Annotated in this window: 23 protein-coding genes and 1 tRNA gene; 3 read left to right on the forward strand and 21 right to left on the reverse strand. The window is 33.5% G+C overall.

Going from position 1 to position 17073, the window contains the following annotated elements; all coding sequences use genetic code 11:
- Positions 1-18 precede the first annotated feature (18 nt).
- The 10 genes from ACJRPK_RS14090 to ACJRPK_RS14135 form a co-directional block, all read right to left on the reverse strand.
- A complete protein-coding gene (locus ACJRPK_RS14090; RefSeq protein WP_407140874.1) occupies positions 19-501 on the reverse strand; it encodes a hypothetical protein in 483 nt (160 codons plus the stop codon).
- 204 nt (positions 502-705) lie between these two features.
- A complete protein-coding gene (locus ACJRPK_RS14095; RefSeq protein WP_407140876.1) occupies positions 706-1062 on the reverse strand; it encodes a DUF3127 domain-containing protein in 357 nt (118 codons plus the stop codon).
- A gap of 3 nt (positions 1063-1065) precedes the next feature.
- Positions 1066-1329: a hypothetical protein gene (locus ACJRPK_RS14100; protein WP_407140878.1), complete on the reverse strand. Its 264-nt coding sequence runs from the start codon at positions 1327-1329 to the stop codon at positions 1066-1068.
- 160 nt (positions 1330-1489) lie between these two features.
- Positions 1490-2440 (reverse strand): PD-(D/E)XK nuclease-like domain-containing protein, encoded by a 951-nt coding sequence (locus ACJRPK_RS14105; protein ID WP_407140879.1) that lies wholly within the window; start codon positions 2438-2440, stop codon positions 1490-1492.
- Positions 2440-2970 carry a hypothetical protein gene (locus ACJRPK_RS14110; RefSeq protein WP_407140881.1) on the reverse strand — a complete coding sequence of 177 codons (531 nt, stop codon included), beginning with the start codon at positions 2968-2970 and terminating at the stop codon, positions 2440-2442. Before ACJRPK_RS14110 ends, ACJRPK_RS14105 begins: the two co-directional genes overlap by 1 nt.
- A gap of 27 nt (positions 2971-2997) precedes the next feature.
- Positions 2998-3201 (reverse strand): hypothetical protein, encoded by a 204-nt coding sequence (locus ACJRPK_RS14115; protein ID WP_407140883.1) that lies wholly within the window; start codon positions 3199-3201, stop codon positions 2998-3000.
- A gap of 401 nt (positions 3202-3602) precedes the next feature.
- Positions 3603-3875: a hypothetical protein gene (locus ACJRPK_RS14120; protein ID WP_407140885.1), complete on the reverse strand. Its 273-nt coding sequence runs from the start codon at positions 3873-3875 to the stop codon at positions 3603-3605.
- Positions 3875-4105, reverse strand: coding sequence for a hypothetical protein (locus ACJRPK_RS14125; protein WP_407140887.1), 231 nt, complete (start codon positions 4103-4105; stop codon positions 3875-3877). Before ACJRPK_RS14125 ends, ACJRPK_RS14120 begins: the two co-directional genes overlap by 1 nt.
- Positions 4106-4107: 2 nt before the next feature.
- Positions 4108-4290: a hypothetical protein gene (locus ACJRPK_RS14130; protein ID WP_407140889.1), complete on the reverse strand. Its 183-nt coding sequence runs from the start codon at positions 4288-4290 to the stop codon at positions 4108-4110.
- Positions 4291-4292: 2 nt separating this feature from the next.
- Entirely contained in the window at positions 4293-4601 is a 309-nt protein-coding gene (locus tag ACJRPK_RS14135; protein WP_407140891.1) for a hypothetical protein, read from the reverse strand.
- Between the two features lie 125 nt (positions 4602-4726).
- Between ACJRPK_RS14135 and ACJRPK_RS14140 the strand changes: the two genes are divergently transcribed.
- Positions 4727-5128, forward strand: a complete 402-nt coding sequence (locus ACJRPK_RS14140; RefSeq protein WP_407140893.1) for a helix-turn-helix domain-containing protein — start codon at positions 4727-4729, stop codon at positions 5126-5128.
- A 46-nt stretch (positions 5129-5174) separates the two neighbouring features.
- On the opposite strand, the gene ACJRPK_RS14145 is transcribed toward ACJRPK_RS14140, so the two are convergent.
- The 5 genes from ACJRPK_RS14145 to ACJRPK_RS14165 form a co-directional block, all read right to left on the reverse strand.
- Positions 5175-5648, reverse strand: a complete 474-nt coding sequence (locus ACJRPK_RS14145; protein WP_407140895.1) for a DUF4468 domain-containing protein — start codon at positions 5646-5648, stop codon at positions 5175-5177.
- Between the two features lie 246 nt (positions 5649-5894).
- On the reverse strand, positions 5895-6476 hold the full coding sequence (locus tag ACJRPK_RS14150; protein WP_407140897.1) for a hypothetical protein: 582 nt from the start codon (positions 6474-6476) through the stop codon (positions 5895-5897).
- The gene (locus tag ACJRPK_RS14155) at positions 6466-6711 is read right to left on the reverse strand and encodes a hypothetical protein (RefSeq protein WP_407140899.1); all 246 of its coding nucleotides are present in this window, start codon (positions 6709-6711) and stop codon (positions 6466-6468) included. The genes ACJRPK_RS14150 and ACJRPK_RS14155 overlap by 11 nt, the downstream gene beginning before the upstream one ends.
- 165 nt (positions 6712-6876) lie before the next feature.
- On the reverse strand, positions 6877-8130 hold the full coding sequence (locus ACJRPK_RS14160) for a tyrosine-type recombinase/integrase (protein ID WP_407140901.1): 1254 nt from the start codon (positions 8128-8130) through the stop codon (positions 6877-6879).
- A 140-nt stretch (positions 8131-8270) separates the two neighbouring features.
- A tRNA-Pro gene (locus tag ACJRPK_RS14165) sits at positions 8271-8345 on the reverse strand.
- A gap of 368 nt (positions 8346-8713) precedes the next feature.
- Between ACJRPK_RS14165 and ACJRPK_RS14170 the strand changes: the two genes are divergently transcribed.
- Complete coding sequence (locus ACJRPK_RS14170) at positions 8714-10159, forward strand: Ig-like domain-containing protein (protein WP_407140903.1); 1446 nt, start codon at positions 8714-8716, stop codon at positions 10157-10159.
- 252 nt (positions 10160-10411) lie between these two features.
- Entirely contained in the window at positions 10412-10651 is a 240-nt protein-coding gene (locus ACJRPK_RS14175; protein WP_407140905.1) for a hypothetical protein, read from the forward strand.
- A 425-nt stretch (positions 10652-11076) separates the two neighbouring features.
- On the opposite strand, the gene ACJRPK_RS14180 is transcribed toward ACJRPK_RS14175, so the two are convergent.
- From ACJRPK_RS14180 to ACJRPK_RS14205, 6 genes are all read right to left on the reverse strand, one after another.
- The gene (locus ACJRPK_RS14180; RefSeq protein WP_407140907.1) at positions 11077-11904 is read right to left on the reverse strand and encodes an energy-coupling factor ABC transporter ATP-binding protein; all 828 of its coding nucleotides are present in this window, start codon (positions 11902-11904) and stop codon (positions 11077-11079) included.
- A gap of 4 nt (positions 11905-11908) precedes the next feature.
- Positions 11909-12679, reverse strand: a complete 771-nt coding sequence (locus ACJRPK_RS14185; protein ID WP_407140909.1) for an ABC transporter permease — start codon at positions 12677-12679, stop codon at positions 11909-11911.
- Between the two features lie 95 nt (positions 12680-12774).
- A complete protein-coding gene (locus ACJRPK_RS14190; RefSeq protein ID WP_407140911.1) occupies positions 12775-14589 on the reverse strand; it encodes an OmpA family protein in 1815 nt (604 codons plus the stop codon).
- Positions 14590-14617: 28 nt separating this feature from the next.
- On the reverse strand, positions 14618-15742 hold the full coding sequence (locus ACJRPK_RS14195) for a hypothetical protein (RefSeq protein WP_407140913.1): 1125 nt from the start codon (positions 15740-15742) through the stop codon (positions 14618-14620).
- Between the two features lie 9 nt (positions 15743-15751).
- Entirely contained in the window at positions 15752-16438 is a 687-nt protein-coding gene (locus tag ACJRPK_RS14200) for a hypothetical protein (RefSeq protein WP_407140914.1), read from the reverse strand.
- 117 nt (positions 16439-16555) lie between these two features.
- Entirely contained in the window at positions 16556-17056 is a 501-nt protein-coding gene (locus ACJRPK_RS14205; RefSeq protein WP_407140916.1) for a hypothetical protein, read from the reverse strand.
- Positions 17057-17073: the final 17 nt, after the last annotated feature.

Raw genomic sequence — 17073 nt, forward strand, 5'->3', positions numbered from 1 at the left:
GCTGTTTTAGTTTCTAGTCTACGCATTGGCGTCTACGGTTTCAGGGTCAATAACTTCGATATTTTTAAAACTTAGGATGGCATCCAGTTTCCCAATCTGGCGGTTAATTTTTCTCACCTTTCTTGTGATGTCTATTTTTGAATAAACACTAAGATCCAAGGTGATGTCATTGATAAGACTGTCTTTTTTACTGGTTAAGAAATCCCGCTTTTTAATACACAAATCAATTCGTTCAATTTTAGTAGTAGGCCTGTACATAGCATTGTTAAATCCAGTAGTAAGATTTTTTTTGCTTCCATGAACTGTAAGCAAGCATAACTCATTCAATTCAGTTGCGCGTCCTACAATCTGGTTAATTGGAATTCCGTATTTTTCAGATAGCTCACAAGAAGTCGCATTACCTTCTTTAATAAATAGATTGAAAACTTGATTTCTTTTTCTTCCTAGAATCCCTATTAAAGAGTTATAGGAAGCGTTTCTGTTTTGAATTGTTGTGCTCATTTTTTTTATATTTTTTGAAGTTCTGTATCGTAATAATCTAACATCTTATTCCAGTAATTAATGCAGTCTTTGATTATCCCCGGATGTCGTGTTTTGGTTCGTGCAAGTAGCCTTATGTTAGCTTTTATATCATCCTTTCTTTTGTGGATGGAGCTTACTCTGGCTCTCTGTATCTTCGTTAATGAAAAAGGGGTTATTTTCATATCAGAAGGGCAAGTCGTCCGATTCTTCAGCTGTCAAATCCTGAGCAGCTTGATTAGCTTGAACTGGTGTAGGTACAGAAGCTCCACTATCATCGATTCTCCAACCTTGAATAGAGTTGAAATACTTTTCTTCGCCTTGTGGATTAGTCCAGATTCTACCTCTTAAATTTATGCCGACTTTAACCCCGTCACCTACTTTGTAATTATCAAGTAAATCACATTTATCTTGTACGAATTCGGTTAAAATATGCTGAGGATATTGCTCTTCGGTCGTTACTACTAATTCCCTTTTCCTAAAACCATTGTCTCCAAAAGTTTGGGTTTCCCCGATCATTTTAATTGTTCCCTCTAATTCCATTGTTTATACACTTAATGTTTGACTAATTGACTCTTTTAATGACTTGTACCTTCCTAAAAACTCGTTTAAGCTCACTATATCATCATTGCTATTTACTTTTAGTTTTACGATCTTTTCAACAGCAGATTCTATAGATGTAAAATAGCCGTGGTTTTTAGTTAGTTCATTGCCTTTTTTATCTGTGTTGCCTGTAAACTCTTCCACATTATAGCTGTTGTTATTAATGTGTATCTCGTAAGGTTTAATTGCTTTATCTATTATTTTCATTTCTTACTTTTTATTTATAATTATTTTTGTTGTGGTATTTTGGTTTTCTTGGATTGGCTTCACACTCCGTGCAAGTATTACTTAATCCGTTTTGGTTTCTTTTGTCAGGGCTAAAACATTCCCTATCTTTTTTAAGTTTGCATTGATTACATATTTTCATTTAGTAATTATTTATGTCGTCTATAGAATCAACTACGCCCATCTTATTTTTATACCAATATGGAAATGAAACCGTTTTAACTCCGTAGTCTATATCTGGTTGGTAGGATAGAAACACACCTTTATCAATAGCTCTTTTTAATTCACTTAATTTAAAATCAACTGATTCAGTAAAAGCTTTTATATCTGTGCTATCAAATTCGTATACCTCTGTATTGAATGGTGAAGATTTACTGCAAACTATCCAGAAGAATCTAAATGATTCACCTATTAGTTTAGCGTGCTGCAATCCTTTGATTTGAATTACCGATTGTAAAGGGTAGTTAAGATTGACTATTGTTTTAAGATGGCTGCTTGGATCACTATCTTTGTCGGTTTTAAGATCCGAGATAACCGCCCCTCTATCTTTAGTTTCTGGCTTCCAAAAATCAGGACGCGTTTTAAGCTTCATTCCTGTTTCAGGACACGTCCAAAAAATGGAAGTTTGATATTCGCAATTTGTAAGTATTTTAGGCGCAGCACTATGACTGTATAAGCTCTTTTTTAATACCGTTAGAACATCTAAAGAATCGTTTCCAGATTCCTGAATTATTAATTTTTCTGCATTCTTTAAATAAAAAGACTGCTTCCATTTTTGATATTCCTTTGTAGAGGTAATACTCTTAATCTCTGGTCGTTCTTCTCTGATTTGTTCTATTATTTCAGTATCACTATAAATAGCTACACTAGAATCAAATTCTTTATGGTCTGTAATTGATAGTTCAAATGCGTGACCAAAGTCGAAATGTGATTTTCTTTCGTTTTCTCTTTCTAAGTAAGCTTTAAAATGCGCGTTTGATTTATAAGCTTCTTTAATCGATGAAGAACTGTAGTGAGTTCGGTTTTCATGGTACACCTCATTTGGCATATCCGTATAAACTCCATCTTCTATATTTTGAGGATCGTATTTCATTATACAAGGTCTTTTTTGGTGATACTTTCTTTTATAAGATTGTTGTAGTTTATGTTTGTTTTTCTACCGCTATCCTTTCCGAATATTTTACCGAACTTATCTGCTGCATCTTTAATAGCATAAGTCTCCGCTGAAGGCATAGCTTTAGTAACACCGTCGCTTTTAACTTTATTGAAGTCTGTAGCTCCTGCGCCTTTGTCTGTTTGTATAGGCGCGCACCCTATACCGTCGTTATGCCATTCTGTTCCATCTAAAGGGTTAATAACAAATAGCCTTACCGTTACAACCGCGCTGTTAGCAACTATTTTACTATCAAGTATTTCTACCCACCACTTTTTAAATATTCTGCTTAAAAGCCATTCTACGCGTTCTATCGGGATATATCTGTATCCATTAATCATAGGATGAGATACCAACCACTCATTAGGTGGGTTTTGATTTAATAACACCATTAAGTTATTCATCTTAACCGTGCTTTCCGTTTCATTTACCAGATCGGTAATTGTTGGGATAGTTATTTCATTTGCCATAATTTTTGATTTTATTAGGTTTTGTTTTTATGCGTTTTCTATTTCTCTTAAAAATCTTACATGATGATCGAACTTGTTCTTTTCATCGTAATTGCAATCCCACATTTGGGTTTCGTTATAGTGCCACTTTCCGTTAATGATTCTAAAACCTGACAGAAATTCGAAATCCTTTTTACCATTACTTTGAATCTCTTTAATTCCTTCTTTTAATATTTCTAAGAATTGTTTCATGACTTTGTTATTGGTTAATAAAAATACCCTACTATTATTCCGGCTGCTATTGCTATTAAGCAAACGATTACTAAGGCTTTCTCTATTTCTTTATCCCTTGGTGTGTCTGGTTTATTCATGGTTTATGATTTTTAATATGTTCTGTTTTTCCTATCTGTGTTAGGTATAAGCTTATAAAAACTGCTATGCCAGATGCAAGAAATATTGCATAACCGAATAAGAATTTTTGAGTTAGTAAATGATCTTCAATTGCTCCCATATTGTTTAGTTTATCGGCCTCTTCTAACTCCCCCGTGGTGGATTGCGTTACTTGCTGCCTTTGCTTCTAAGATTCCGTTAAGTAGTTCTTTAAGCCCTTTAAAAATTCGTGTGATAGTTTTCATGTTTGTTTATTTAAGTGATTAATTGTTTTCTCTAATTGCCTTTATTTTGCTTAGTATGTAAGTGCCTTGAACACTCCCTCTTACACCTCTTGTCTTGTTTATTATTTTGTAAAAGGTTTTATCACTTTTACATCCTAAAATTTCCATTGCGGTAGACTTTGAACAGGTGTTTGTTTTGTCGTCTTTTCTGGATAATCGGTTAATCTCTAACATCAAAGCTTTTAGATCAGCATTACTAAGAATTGTAAAACCTTCTTTTTCTAACCGTTGTAATTGATCTGATACTTTCATTAGATTGATTGTATTTTTTTATCGTTTCCCTTAACTTCTTCTTTATATTCTTTTGAAGCTTTTTTCACATTAATTAGAAGTCTTTCAAAAAACATATCGTCATGATCCGTTTTCTCTCTTAGAATAAAGTTGACTTGCTGAGTGCTTATTCTTTGTAATTCAGCTACTCGTTTTTTAATTCCTTTAGGTAGCATCGAATAAGCCTTCTTTGTTTTGTTCTTCAATGTCATTTCTATGCTGTTAATTCGATTACTTTATCTTCTCTCCCGATTGCAATAAGAATGTCTTTTATTTCTTCCTGCTCCTCATATTGCCAATATTGTTTAGTTGATTCTATCTCTTGAAACTTGGTTACTAGCAAGTGTGTAATTAGTTCTATTTGGCTGTTTTTTTCTATTGTAATTGTCTGGCTCATGATTATGCGTATATTAAGTTAGTAGCGTTTTGTTTGTCTGATTCATCAAATACAGGTGTAGTGTTGTTTCTGATGTTTAAAGCGTATTCGTAGATAAATAGATCGATAGCCTTTATCACCTCTTCGTCCGTAATCTGAACATCGTCTTTAGTGATTTCTATTTCGTAGTTACCGTCTATATCTGTAGTTTCTAAAAGGATATTAAAACCGTCCTGCGTAGCTTCTACAAAAACAGTATTCATATCGATGTCTACATCTATTCGAGAATTGTTTTTTAAGATTTCTGTTGTTTTGTTCGTTATAGTTTCCATACCTTTGTTCTTTCTTTTTGTTGAAACAAATATAGTGAACAAAATTGAAAAAACGAACACATAATGAAACAAAAGTGAAAACTTTAACTTTTCGTTATGTAAAAAACCTTAATAAAACGAACATTATGACACCTTATGAAAAACTAAAAAAAATTATGGTAGATAATCGGTTGGGAGTCCGTGAATTCATTGAAAAAACAAGCATTCCCACTGGAACATTCTATAAAATAAAGAATGGTGAAACCGATAAAGTAACGCATAGAACCGCACAGAAAATTAATAAAGCTTTTCCAGATTATTCGTATGAATGGTTAATATCTATGAACGCTAATAATACAGAAGTGAAACAAAGTGAAGTGAATTCTACTTTAGATGAAATGGATAGCCTAGCTCAAAAAGTTATGGATAATTGGGAAGAACTCAGTAAAAAGGAAAAGTTTAAAGGCTTCTTTTATTACAAAGTCGCTCAGGTATTGAATATGGATATTGACAAGATTTTTGCCGATGCGGTGAGTAAAGGACAATAAAAAAGCCCATCGAATGACAGGCTTTTAATTGTGTGTGCGATAGTTATTAGAAACTATCAGTGTAATTATTTATGTAATCTTCGTAACTGGCAATGAGTGTATTTATATCGTTCATTGCATCTGCTCTTAAATACGGATTCGGCACGTACATTGACTTTATCTCGCTAAAGTCGTAAGGGTCAATACTAATTCTTGTTTGACCATCTTTTACCTGTAATTTGATTACTGCGTAAACATCAAACGTATCAACCGTTTTCATCATTGTATTATTGACAACCGTAGTATTAAGTAAGTACTTTCCCATAACTACGCCCTGATCCTTGTCAGTGAACTGTACCACTGATTTAGCGTCTTTAAATGTTTGAACCATCCAACTATTCGCTATAACAAATAATTTGTCTTTTTCTTTTTGTGCGTTGATTGTTTTTTCAACTGCATCAATTGCAACCGGGGTTGTTTGTAACGGTGCGCACGATACAAATAATAAACTAAGGGTAAAAAAGGATAATAAGAATTTCATTTTATAAAAGGTTTTGATTAAGTAATTGTGTGTCATATCATCGTTATATTAACGCGTGCATTAATGTGACTAAGCAGCACGTTCTTCACATCTTCCAAATCCAATCCAGATTTTTTAAGTGAATTAATTTTCTCGTGTACTTCGTCTATTTCTTCGTCGGCTAGCCTATCGTAGTCCTTGTCGTAGGTCGCGATATGCTTCTCAGGGAAAAAGTCTGAGTTTTTAAGTTGGTCTAATCTTCTTTGTTTATTGCTCATTCTGATCTAAAATTGAGTTTGTGATTTTAAGCTTGTTTATGTCGAATTCTTTGATTTTAAGAGGGTTTACAAGATCATTGCTTGGCATATCATACACGAATCCAAACATTGATTTAAGGCTTGCTTTTAGGTTCTTGATAGTCTTGTTCACATTGAATACGTAGTTTGAAAAGTATACTAAAGAGATACTTATTAAAACAGAAACTAGAACAAGTGATCTATAATAGACGGAAGGATCAAAATCTTTTACGTTCGGACTAAAAGACCAAACTAGAAATAAAGCTCCCAAGAAAAAGGATTTAACCCCTAACACCTTAAAAACAATAGCCATTATTTTAAACTTCTTTTTTTCAACCGTTGAGAAAAGTGTTGACGCTAGGTTCATGAAAAAACCCATGCAAAGCGAATAAATAGGGAATCCAATAGCGAATAAAAAAGAACTCATCCATGTGAAACCAAAAACCCCTTCTTCATCGTTTTCAAGATAGTAAACATGAGAAAGGGGCGATAAAAATCCAATAACAGCTATAACCGTTATAAATACTAGTAGACCGACGAGATTAGTTTCCACTTCCCGGTGGCTGTACCTTTTCTTTGTCAATTGCTTCTTCAGATTTAACTTCACTTTCAATAATAGTTTCTTGAATGACTGTCTTGTCTCTTCCCCCCGGTGGTTGTACTTTTCCTTTGTCGATTGTAAAGGTTTCGAAGTCTTGTAGTTCTTGTCCTGATTCTTCATTTAAATTAGGTGTTGCGCATGACGCTATAGTCAATGCTAAGATTGATAATACTGCTAAAAATTTCATAATTCCGTATAGTTTAGATTAAAAGTCTAAATTACAAAATTATACCATAAGTATTGTGTTTTTTCTGTTGGGGCAGAAGTTCTACAAACATAATACATTTATACACTAAGTTGTATACGGCTTTTCCGTATATTTTTATAGAACAAAATGGTACAATGTTAAAATTTATATCATTTCTTTGTCAAATATTAAGTTTAGTACCTTTTTATGTTCTTTATCTATAATCTCATTCGGTAGCGTTCTTTGATACACGAATGTAGTCTCTCTTGACTTGTGAGCTAGTATTTGATACGTAACTCCAATGTCTATTAATAACTCCCCTGCGTTAGTCCTAAAAAAGTAACGTGGTGTTTTAGTGCTGATGCTTACAGATAGGTTAAGTGTTTCAGATACTCTTTTTAAACTCCTGCCTACCGTCCTTCTAAAAGCGTCATTCTTATAGGTGTTTTTAGGATTCTCTATCCAAGAAAAAACCCTTTCATCTTCAGGCGTTCCGTATTTCTCAATAACTTCAAGGGCAAATTTTGATAAGAAATTATTAACCGTTCTCCCCCCTTGCGGTTTTCTTCTGTTTTTATGCCTTTTAAACTTGATCCTATCGGTAACACTTTCCCATCTTAACATTCCAATATCTATATAATCATGCCCGCCAATAGCAAACTGAAATAACCATATATCAATATTACGCTGCATCTTAAATTTACTTAAATCCGTAGTGCCTAGCCTTGGTTTAAAATCAAATAACTTTTTTACATCCTCTATAGTAGGCACTTCTAATTCCTTACTATTTTTACGGTTTACCCTGTGTCCTGCAAACGGATTCCCGTTCTTTATATTTAGCGACTCCCTTTTTTGAGATTCTTTAAATATGCTTCGTAGCGTTCTTAGATAATAACTTATCCCCCCGTCATTTGCTCCTGCTGCTCTTTTGTGGACTATATAATTATTAACCCATTCGAAAGTTATTTCGTTAATTCCTATATCGTCTTTCGGATAAACAAAATTTCTAACTTCCCGTATTCCATCCTTTAAATCTCTGGTTGAAAAATTAGAAGCTTCACGTTCCTTGATTAATCTTTCAGAAAATTCTATCATTCCAATACTCGATGATTTTTCCAGTTCCGCTATCTTTTGCTTCAATAAGAATATTTCAAGTTCCTTATTTTTATCAATTCCATGTTTTAAGATCTGTAAAGAGTGCTTAAAATCAAAATTATTCTCGTTACAGTAATTAACTTCATCTTCTAATTGCAAAGCCCTTTTATTTAAAAAAGGTGTGAACTTTAGATTTTTAGTATTTGAATAAACCTTTAAAGAAATATACTTATGACCCTCACCACTTTTAAAAACTCTTATTTTAATCGGATAACCTTGCTTCGTTTTTCTTCTGGTATCAACGATAATTTCTGCACTTACCATAATTTGCAATAAATTTGCAATAAAAGTAACCAAAAACTACCTAAATCTACCTATAAATACCGTTTAAAATTGAAAGATTGTTGTTTAGGAATTAAGCCTTTTGAAGTAAAACCCCTGTGTTTACAGGGGTTGTTAGCTTGTCGGGATGATAGGATTCGAACCTACGACCACACGACCCCCAGCCGTGTACGCTAACCGGACTGCGCCACATCCCGATTTGTGAGGTGCAAATATAACATTCCTGATTAAATTTTAAACTTTTTTTGAAATTTGCTGTTAGTTATGCTATTCTATTTGGAGTGTTTAGTACTTGTACTACTTTTTATTTATGGTAAAATTTAATTGGCATCCTAGAGAATTCCTTAGTTATTCGCAAATTCAAACTGGCCAAAAAAATTAATAAAGTTATAAGATAACAAATATTTTGAAAAAACTATATAAAATTTAGTTTTAAAGAAAACACAATTGTTGTTTAAATCCAATAATCTCACTAAAATCCAAGTGACAAAAGTTTCTTACATTGCAGATTCGATCCAAAATAATGAACTATTATTGTTGATTATTTAAATAAAAATTTGGTAGGATGAGCGTAAACAATTTGAAAAGCTTTGTTATTTATATTATTTTAATAAGTAGTTACACACTTATTATTTCTTGTAGCCAGGAAAGAGACGACATTCAGAATGACATAATAGATCCCACCATTTCAATTATAAGTCCGATTGACGAATCTTCACACACAACCTTATTAAATGTTGATATTGAAGCCAACGATGATCAATTTATTGACAAGGTAGAGCTATATTTAAATAATATTTTAATTGGTTTTGACAGTGACTTTCCCTATAAGTTTTCAGTAGACGTTACATCATATCCTTCTGGAAAATATTCTTTAAAGGGGGTTGCATGGGACTCTTCAAACAATTCTGATGAGACAGAAATTTTAATTACAATTATAACACCAAGCTTCAATCCACCTACAAATCTGATTGCAAGCCAAGGGGACTTTAATAATAAAATATCCCTGAGTTGGGCTTCTGTTCCCGACGCCAAAAAATATCAAGTATATAAAATATCAAACTTAACTGGTGAATACGAAGTAATTGGAGAAACATCAAAAAACACCTTTGAAGATACTAATATAACTAATTCTCTGACACAGTACTTCTACAAAGTAAGGGTGTACAATTCAGAAACTGAATTTAGTGAATTTAGCGAAGAAATATATGGGTATACGCATTCTCAACCCTACAATATTCTGTATTCTTTTGGAGAAGGGGGTAGAGAAGATTATCAATTTGGTTTTGTTGCTTTAATTTCAATCAATAACAACGATGAATTATTTCTAAGTGATGGAGACAATAGAAATATCAAAAAATATAGTGTGAATGGTAATTATCTTGGACTATTTAAATCAAATATAGATTCCCGTGCCCCAAACTTCGTATATAATAAAACTTTATTATCAAACGAGTATAATCTTATAATTGAGGAAAATAATATTGAGGTTTTCAACAACAATACCTCAATGAATTTGGTAGGGCAATTTGCTGTGGATTCAGAGAATAATTTTTATGTACCAGTAAATTATAATCCAACAGAAGGTTTTAATCATCATAAGATATATAAATATGACCTAAATGGAAATTATATGACAAGTTTTGGTAGTAAAGGTGAAGGTCAAGAGGAAATTAACGAACCCTGGGGCTTATCAGTATTTAATAATTTAGTTGTGGTTACCGATCAAATTAATGCAAAAGCTACTTTCTTTGATACCAATGGAAATTTTGTCAAAGCTTGGGATTTTTCACATATAACTAACAGCCTTTATGGCAATTTTGTAAAAGATAATTATATCTATATTGCGGCTGGTGACTTCGTAATTAAAACCGATTTCTCTGGTGCAGTTATTGAAAAAATTGGCGTTAATCAACTGGATTTTGTAACTAGCGTAGTTGTAGATTCGAATAATAATATTATAGTTGCAGAGCCATCTAATCGTAAAATAAAAGTATTAGCAAAACAATAACCTATTATTGATAAAGTCATTGAATATCTTTCATACTATAAAATTTATTTTGACAATATATTACTACAAAAATTTACAAGGATAACGTAGTAATATTTACGTATTTCACTATAAAGCATTTAATTAAATACACACATCAAATTTTAGAATAATTCATAGATAATGCGTTTAATAAAAGTTCATTGTAAATAACTTTTTACATTGACTGTCTTGTTTTTCTATATTTAACCTAAGTATTTCAGAATAGTAGTTATGAACGAGGAAACTATACTCTTTTATGGATGGTGGCAATTTGCTGCCTGTTTGTTTGCGTTTATAGCATTAATGGCAATTTGGTGGCACATAGGTAAAAAACAGAACGATTTTGGGCAGGTATGGCTGGCCTTATCCATTCTATGTTGGTCACTTTCCGGACTTGCTGAAATATATTTTACGCTAAGCAATATACAAAGTAACTTTCTTGTTGAAGGTGTTAGAAGTATTTTGTCATAACTCAACTGCCTATTTATACTCTTAGTACTCCCCCGGTTCCGATACCTTCCCAAATCAATTGCAAATATCATCAAATCATCCTATTGGTACTACCTTATCGGTATTTCATTATTATTCTCTTTGCTACCAACTCCAAATAAAAAATCCAACCACTTTAGAGATTGTATTGTCTTAGTCAGGGTGGTAGGATTTTCTTAGTCGATCCTGACTTTGAGTTTGTTGTTTAATATTTTTTATAGCCAATTATATTTAACGTAGATCCTTGAAACAGTTAGTCTGGATTCATTTTGACCTTACAGAATAAAAAATGAAAATTTACATACTAATTCTTCTAAAACAAACAGAGACGCAAGTTCTGACCTCTCCAAAAGATTGATGAATCAAAAAACCCGAGGAAGAACCATTAAAGAAGTATTTAGTTGAAGTTATGAATTTAGCATTGTCGTTTTAATTTGCTTTACAATCTCCATATGATCCAAACCATAATCTTTCCACGCGAGATTAAGCTCTTTCATGTCAATATGTTTCACAATAGTGCCATAGTCTGTCTTTTTACCATCGATCGTTGGGTATCCTATCACATAAATACTATCTGCCAGCTCCACTGCTAGCTCAATATCATGAGTAGAATAAATGATCGTGTTAAACTCATGCAATGATGTAATGAGATTAAAGGCATTTTTTACGTCTTCTATATTTCCCACATCCAATCCCGAAAAAGGTTCATCCAAAACCATATAATGTCCTGAACAAAATATTTGCTCAATAATAGCTGTTCGTTGTCGCTGCCCTCCAGATAGCTCACAAGGATATTGATCTTTTACTTTTTCAAGACCCCATACTTCTATATAACTCATTATTTTTTCGTGCTTCTCTTCTTGAGTCATTTCTTTCTTTCGTAACGCGAATTCTAATGCCTTATACACTGTTTTATTTCTGAAAAGCGTATACTTTTGATCTACAAAACCTATGTCTCCTTCGTGTACTTCTTTTGCATCATTCTCAGTTTCAGTAGTAGTGTCAGCTATCAAAACTTTCCCTGAGGTAGGTTTTACTAGTCCGGTTAGTGCTTTAAACAGCGTAGATTTTCCACGTCCAGAACGTCCTACAAATGCAATCACCTGCCCGGTTACGCTCCCATTACGAATTACATCTTTTTCTAAAAAATTAATATCTTTTATAACTGTTTTGTCTCCATAAGAAACACTTAGGTTATCGACGTATAATAATGTATTCTCTGTACTATAACTCATACTATTAAATTTTAGAATACCTAAAAAATGCTTTTCTTAAGAAGCTTAAAACGAAATCGATAGATAGTCCTACCACAAGAATCACTATTTGCAACGCGATGATCCTGCCGTGATTCATAAACTTATCTGAATTTTTAATTAAAAAACCCAATCCTCCTGCCGCTACCAGAATTGATTCTACCGTAACTAGCATCATCCAAACGATTGCTAGATTTTGTCTAATTACTTCAATCACGTGATCAATTCTTCCCTTAATTACAACTTCCCATAAAACTTCCCATCGATTACATTGTAGTGATCTTGCGTGGTCAAATTCTTCTTGCGATATTGAACTGATCATACTCAATAAGGATGTGGTGAGATAGGTACTCATAAACACTACTAATACCCACACTTGCATAGTTCTGGCATCGCTTATAATTATAGCCAAATAAAAGGTTATTCCTGTAAGCGGAAGATATCTAAGTTTACTCAGTGCTTTTGCAAATGATAACATCACTGGGATAGTAGAGAGATATGAAAAAAACAGTGAGATCACTACAGCAATAAGTATTGCTTGTAAACAGAGGAGTAAAGAGCTTGCTATATGGACCACCAAGCCTTCGTTGTAAAGCTCTGCAAATCCAGTTGCCACCTGCTGGGGTGAAGGAAATAAATGTCGCTCACCCATACTAGATATAATCCAGAATACAATTACCAATATTATCCACCCAAACATAATGGCATATTGCAATTTGTTACTGATTTTTTCGAAGGGTTTAAGTACGTGCTTCATATACGAACTGGTATGTCATAAAGAAAGCCATCTCAAAAACACTTAGCTATATACTTTTGCTTTATGAGATGGCTCTTCCTTTATTTAATTTTTCACTATTTCAATAATGTAATAACTACACGTCTATTTTTTGCTTTACCACTTGCTGTGGCATTGCTTTCTATCGGCTCGTCTTCTCCCTTTCCGATAACAGATTGAAAACGTGTTTGTGGTATCCCCTTACTTCTTAAAAAGTTCACCACGGCTTGTGCACGTTGTTGGGATAAATTATAATTAGCTGCTGCTGAACCGGTATCATCGGTATGACCCTCTAGTCTAAGCTTAGTATCTTCTGCCTGAATAAGCAGATTGTAGATAGTCTCTAAGGTATTTGCCGATGATGACGAAATATTTGCACTTCCCGTATTGAAGTTAATGTTCCATTCTCCGGACGCCATAACCTCATCCGCCTTTTTTGTATAGTCTGACTTATACGCCGAACCTGCGTCTATGTCGTTAATATTTTTAACAAAATAAAGGTTCACAGCTTCGTCATAAGGCACTATTCTCTTGACTGACTCATTAAACCCAAAAGGATTTAATTCACTTAGATATGATGACACCTGATTATATACTGCCTTGTAACGGTTGGTTCCATCCGAAATTCCATAATATTGCATAACATCTGCGTAATTAAACACTCTGGATCCTCCCATATTATATTCTATACCATTTTTACTTCCTTTTTGCCCCTTGAACATATCATACCAGTATTTTGGTGTTTCCAAATCATAGGTTTCAGCTACAGCTTCGGATGCTCTTACACTCCACGCATCATACTGCTTCATTTGATTAGAGGCTGTTAGTGCTGATTTCAAAATATTGCTTACGATGTCAGGGTGTTTTACAGACCATTCTTTTACAGCAATTACCGTAGTTGCCATCTGATTATTAAACTCTTTGGTAGATATAATATCGGTAAATCCACTTAATTGATCAAAAACCATTTTGTCTCCTGGTGTCCAAGTGGCGCATCCGTCGATTTTTTTGTTAATTGTATTACCAGTAAGCTTTCCGTTCTTTACTTCTTTTAACGGTACGGTCCACCCTGCTTTCTGAGATTTAATCAATTCTTCTGCTGATTTTATATAATCATCATCTTGCGAAGGATAAAAATTCACCGCATCAGGGTCATATGTGGTTACATCTGGGTTAACTTTTAATCCATTCGCAAAAGCGTAGTTAAGAGCTGTTACCCAATCTCCATCTCCTAATACAGTAGAAATTAAAGCTCCTTTCATGCTCTTAGGATCTACTTTCCAACTTGGTGGCCCTATAAGTTTATCTTCTCCATAACTAAGTCCTACTGCTCCTACCACTTGAACGTGATACTTGTCTTTTCCGAATTTATCATCTAATGCCTGCTGCATAGTACTAATATAAAATGGAGCCCCATCTCCCATCATTATAATTGCAAATGCACTTTTATCTGCATCTGGAAATTCTTCTCCTCTATCAAATTCTTCGATGAACTTCATCTGCATATTTCGCAATTCTGAAAGCCAATCCTGACGAACTATTTCTAGATTCACACCATTTTTTTCCATTAGAGACCCTTCTGTGGTCTTTGGCCCTCCATTAGATACTATAATACCAGATTGAGCATTCCACGCGTAGGCTGCAATTCTAACTAAAGGTTTATTCCTTACTTCCCTAGATACTTTCGTAGAAGGTAAAGGTATCTTTTCTGCGGTAGTGACATTATCTACGTCGTCCTTGCTAATATTTAATTGATCTAATTGCTTCGCTTCACTTACACGAAGACCCGGAGCGAAATAATAGACTGCTCCTAAGATAGCCCCTAATAGCACAATTACAATTATCAATTCTGACAAGGTTGTAAGCTTCTTTGTCCTTAAGATTTTACCCATTTTTTTATTTAATTTAAATTTTGGTTAATTAGTCAAACATATTTCCAAATCCGCCACTTTCTTGCTTATCTTCTGCAGTAAGTTTATAATTTGGATTTTTATATTTTTTGGCGTCAGGCACGTAATCCTGTCCGGTTTTAATTTTATCGGCCAAAGTATCCAATTGAGAATATAACTCATCACTATCGATATCATACTTAGATGTTAGCATATCGATATCGGATAAATTTTCTTGTGTTTTTGCTATGTCCATAGCAATGGTTTCTGTCACTACATCTAAAGCATATTCCAACTCCCAGTCTTTAGTAAATAACATAGCGGATTTAGCCCCATCGGTTGCCGCTTTTGCAGATTTAGCAAAATCATACTCTTTTTCTAACATTTGAATGGTTACTTCAAAGTCAGAAATCTTTATATCTATAGCAGTCCCGGCTAAGGTTAATTTTCTGTCCAGTTTCCCCATCACATTGGCTCTACTTCCGTATTTCTGTATGAAACTTTTGCTTTGCTGTAATTGATGTGTTACCCGCTGTGATTCTGATAACTTCTTGGCTAGAGAACTATGTAACTCAACATACTCATCCGTGTCCTTACCTGCATTTCCTTTTTCACTAACAATACGTTCCATCTCCGTTCTCAGCTTTTCTGCTTGTTTTTGTAAGGAAACTACGCGATTCTGAAATTCTTTTGCTTCCTTTTCTGCATTAAAGGACTCTGCTTCCATATTGCTTTTAAGTGCCTTTATTTTAGCTTTTGAATCTTTAAATATTTTTCTGTTTTGAAGCATTTTTGCTTTTTGTTCCTGAAGTTCACCAAAAGGATCATGTTTGATCAATGATTTATGAATTCCTCTGGTAAGTCTGCGCAACCCTTTAAATATCACAGGAAGCATTAGGATAAAAAATATCACAAAAATCGCTACTCCCGCCAATGCTATAATCTGACCTAAAGCGGTAAATAATGGTGGCAGTACGTATACCCAAGCTGCATATCCTAATCCTGCAAATAATGCGATTTTAAGCAATGAATTCAATCCTTTTTCTCCATTTCTCCAATTATTAGGATTTAAGGAGATTTCTCCTTTTTCATCATCGAAATGTTTTAGAATAGGTAAATCTAATACGTGACTTTTTGATTCTTTAAGATCCATCATGGGTAGTGCTTATATATTATTTTTAATGCCATTAATCACCGTAACAATGGCGTCACTAATTTTAGCTCTTGCTTTATCATTAGCTATTATTTTCTGATCAATTTCTACGATTTCAGGAATAGCCGTTTCAATAGTTTGAAGTTCGTTTCGCTTAGTACTGATTTGATTTTGTATTTCGATTAGCTTCTTTTCCAGCTCAAAAATATCTTTATTAAGATTTTCTCTTTTTGATTTTTGAGCATTTAAAATTTTAGCTTTTTTTGAATTCCCTTGTGTTTTATATTGTTTATGAACTTTCTCTATCTCTTGAATATAAAAATCTGCTTGCGACAATAAACTTTCTTTAGTTACTCCCACATCGACTCCCTGCGCCATTGTAAATGCCATTTTATATACTGCTGCATCATTAGATCCAACTGCATTAATAGCTTTAAAAAACTCGTAAAAGTCATACCCGGGCTTGTTGAGAGACTTAAATCCAGATTCGTACATTTCTATTACTGTATTCAAGACATGTTCGCTTACCAAAGTTGTTTTAGGAAGGTCTGTTGGAAACTTAGATACTGTCTTTGCTGTCTCTGGAAATGAATTTGGTGAAGTGGCTCGTGATTTAGGGGTGGTTTTTGTAGGTTCTTCTTTCTGTATGTCTTCATCATTAATAAAAAGACCCTTCCAGTTAAATTTTTCTTTAGCCATTTATACTGTATTTAATATTGCCTTGGCAAATTAGGAACAAATTTAGATAAATTCTTAAAATTGTCCCAATTTTTTTTAATGCTTGTTAAAGCATAATTACCCTATCCATGTTACTTATTACTTTGTGAGTCGGGACCAGGCAAATTTAGTGACAAGAAAAACTATAACAAACACTATAATAAGCTGTGTAAATCCCCCAATAAAAAACACACCAAAAATTGTTTTTTGCAGCACAAAAACGATAGCAAAAACAATACTTATCATAAGCATTAGTCCTGATAGTCTATCGAAGCCTGGTATTTTACTCAAGGTTACTTTTTTATTTAGCAGAATCAGAGTGATAATCATAGAGATAATAGGCACAAAATAAACCAATACACTTACTTCCAACAAATTAATTCTATGCATTAGAAGCGCGTAAAGCACTAAAAAAATCGCCAATATCCCTGGTACAGTTACTGCATAAACAATAATACTCATCATATAACGGGTATACCTGAAATTAGCATCGCTAACTATAAGAATCACCAATAATGTAAGTGCTAATATAGCTCCGAAATACAAAAGAATACTATTAGGGTTATTACTACACCAATCTATTATATGTTGTATGCTCATTTGGTTAAGTTTTTAAT

Source organism: Aquimarina sp. 2-A2 (assembly GCF_045505135.1).
In the GTDB taxonomy this organism is placed as follows: domain Bacteria; phylum Bacteroidota; class Bacteroidia; order Flavobacteriales; family Flavobacteriaceae; genus Aquimarina; species Aquimarina intermedia.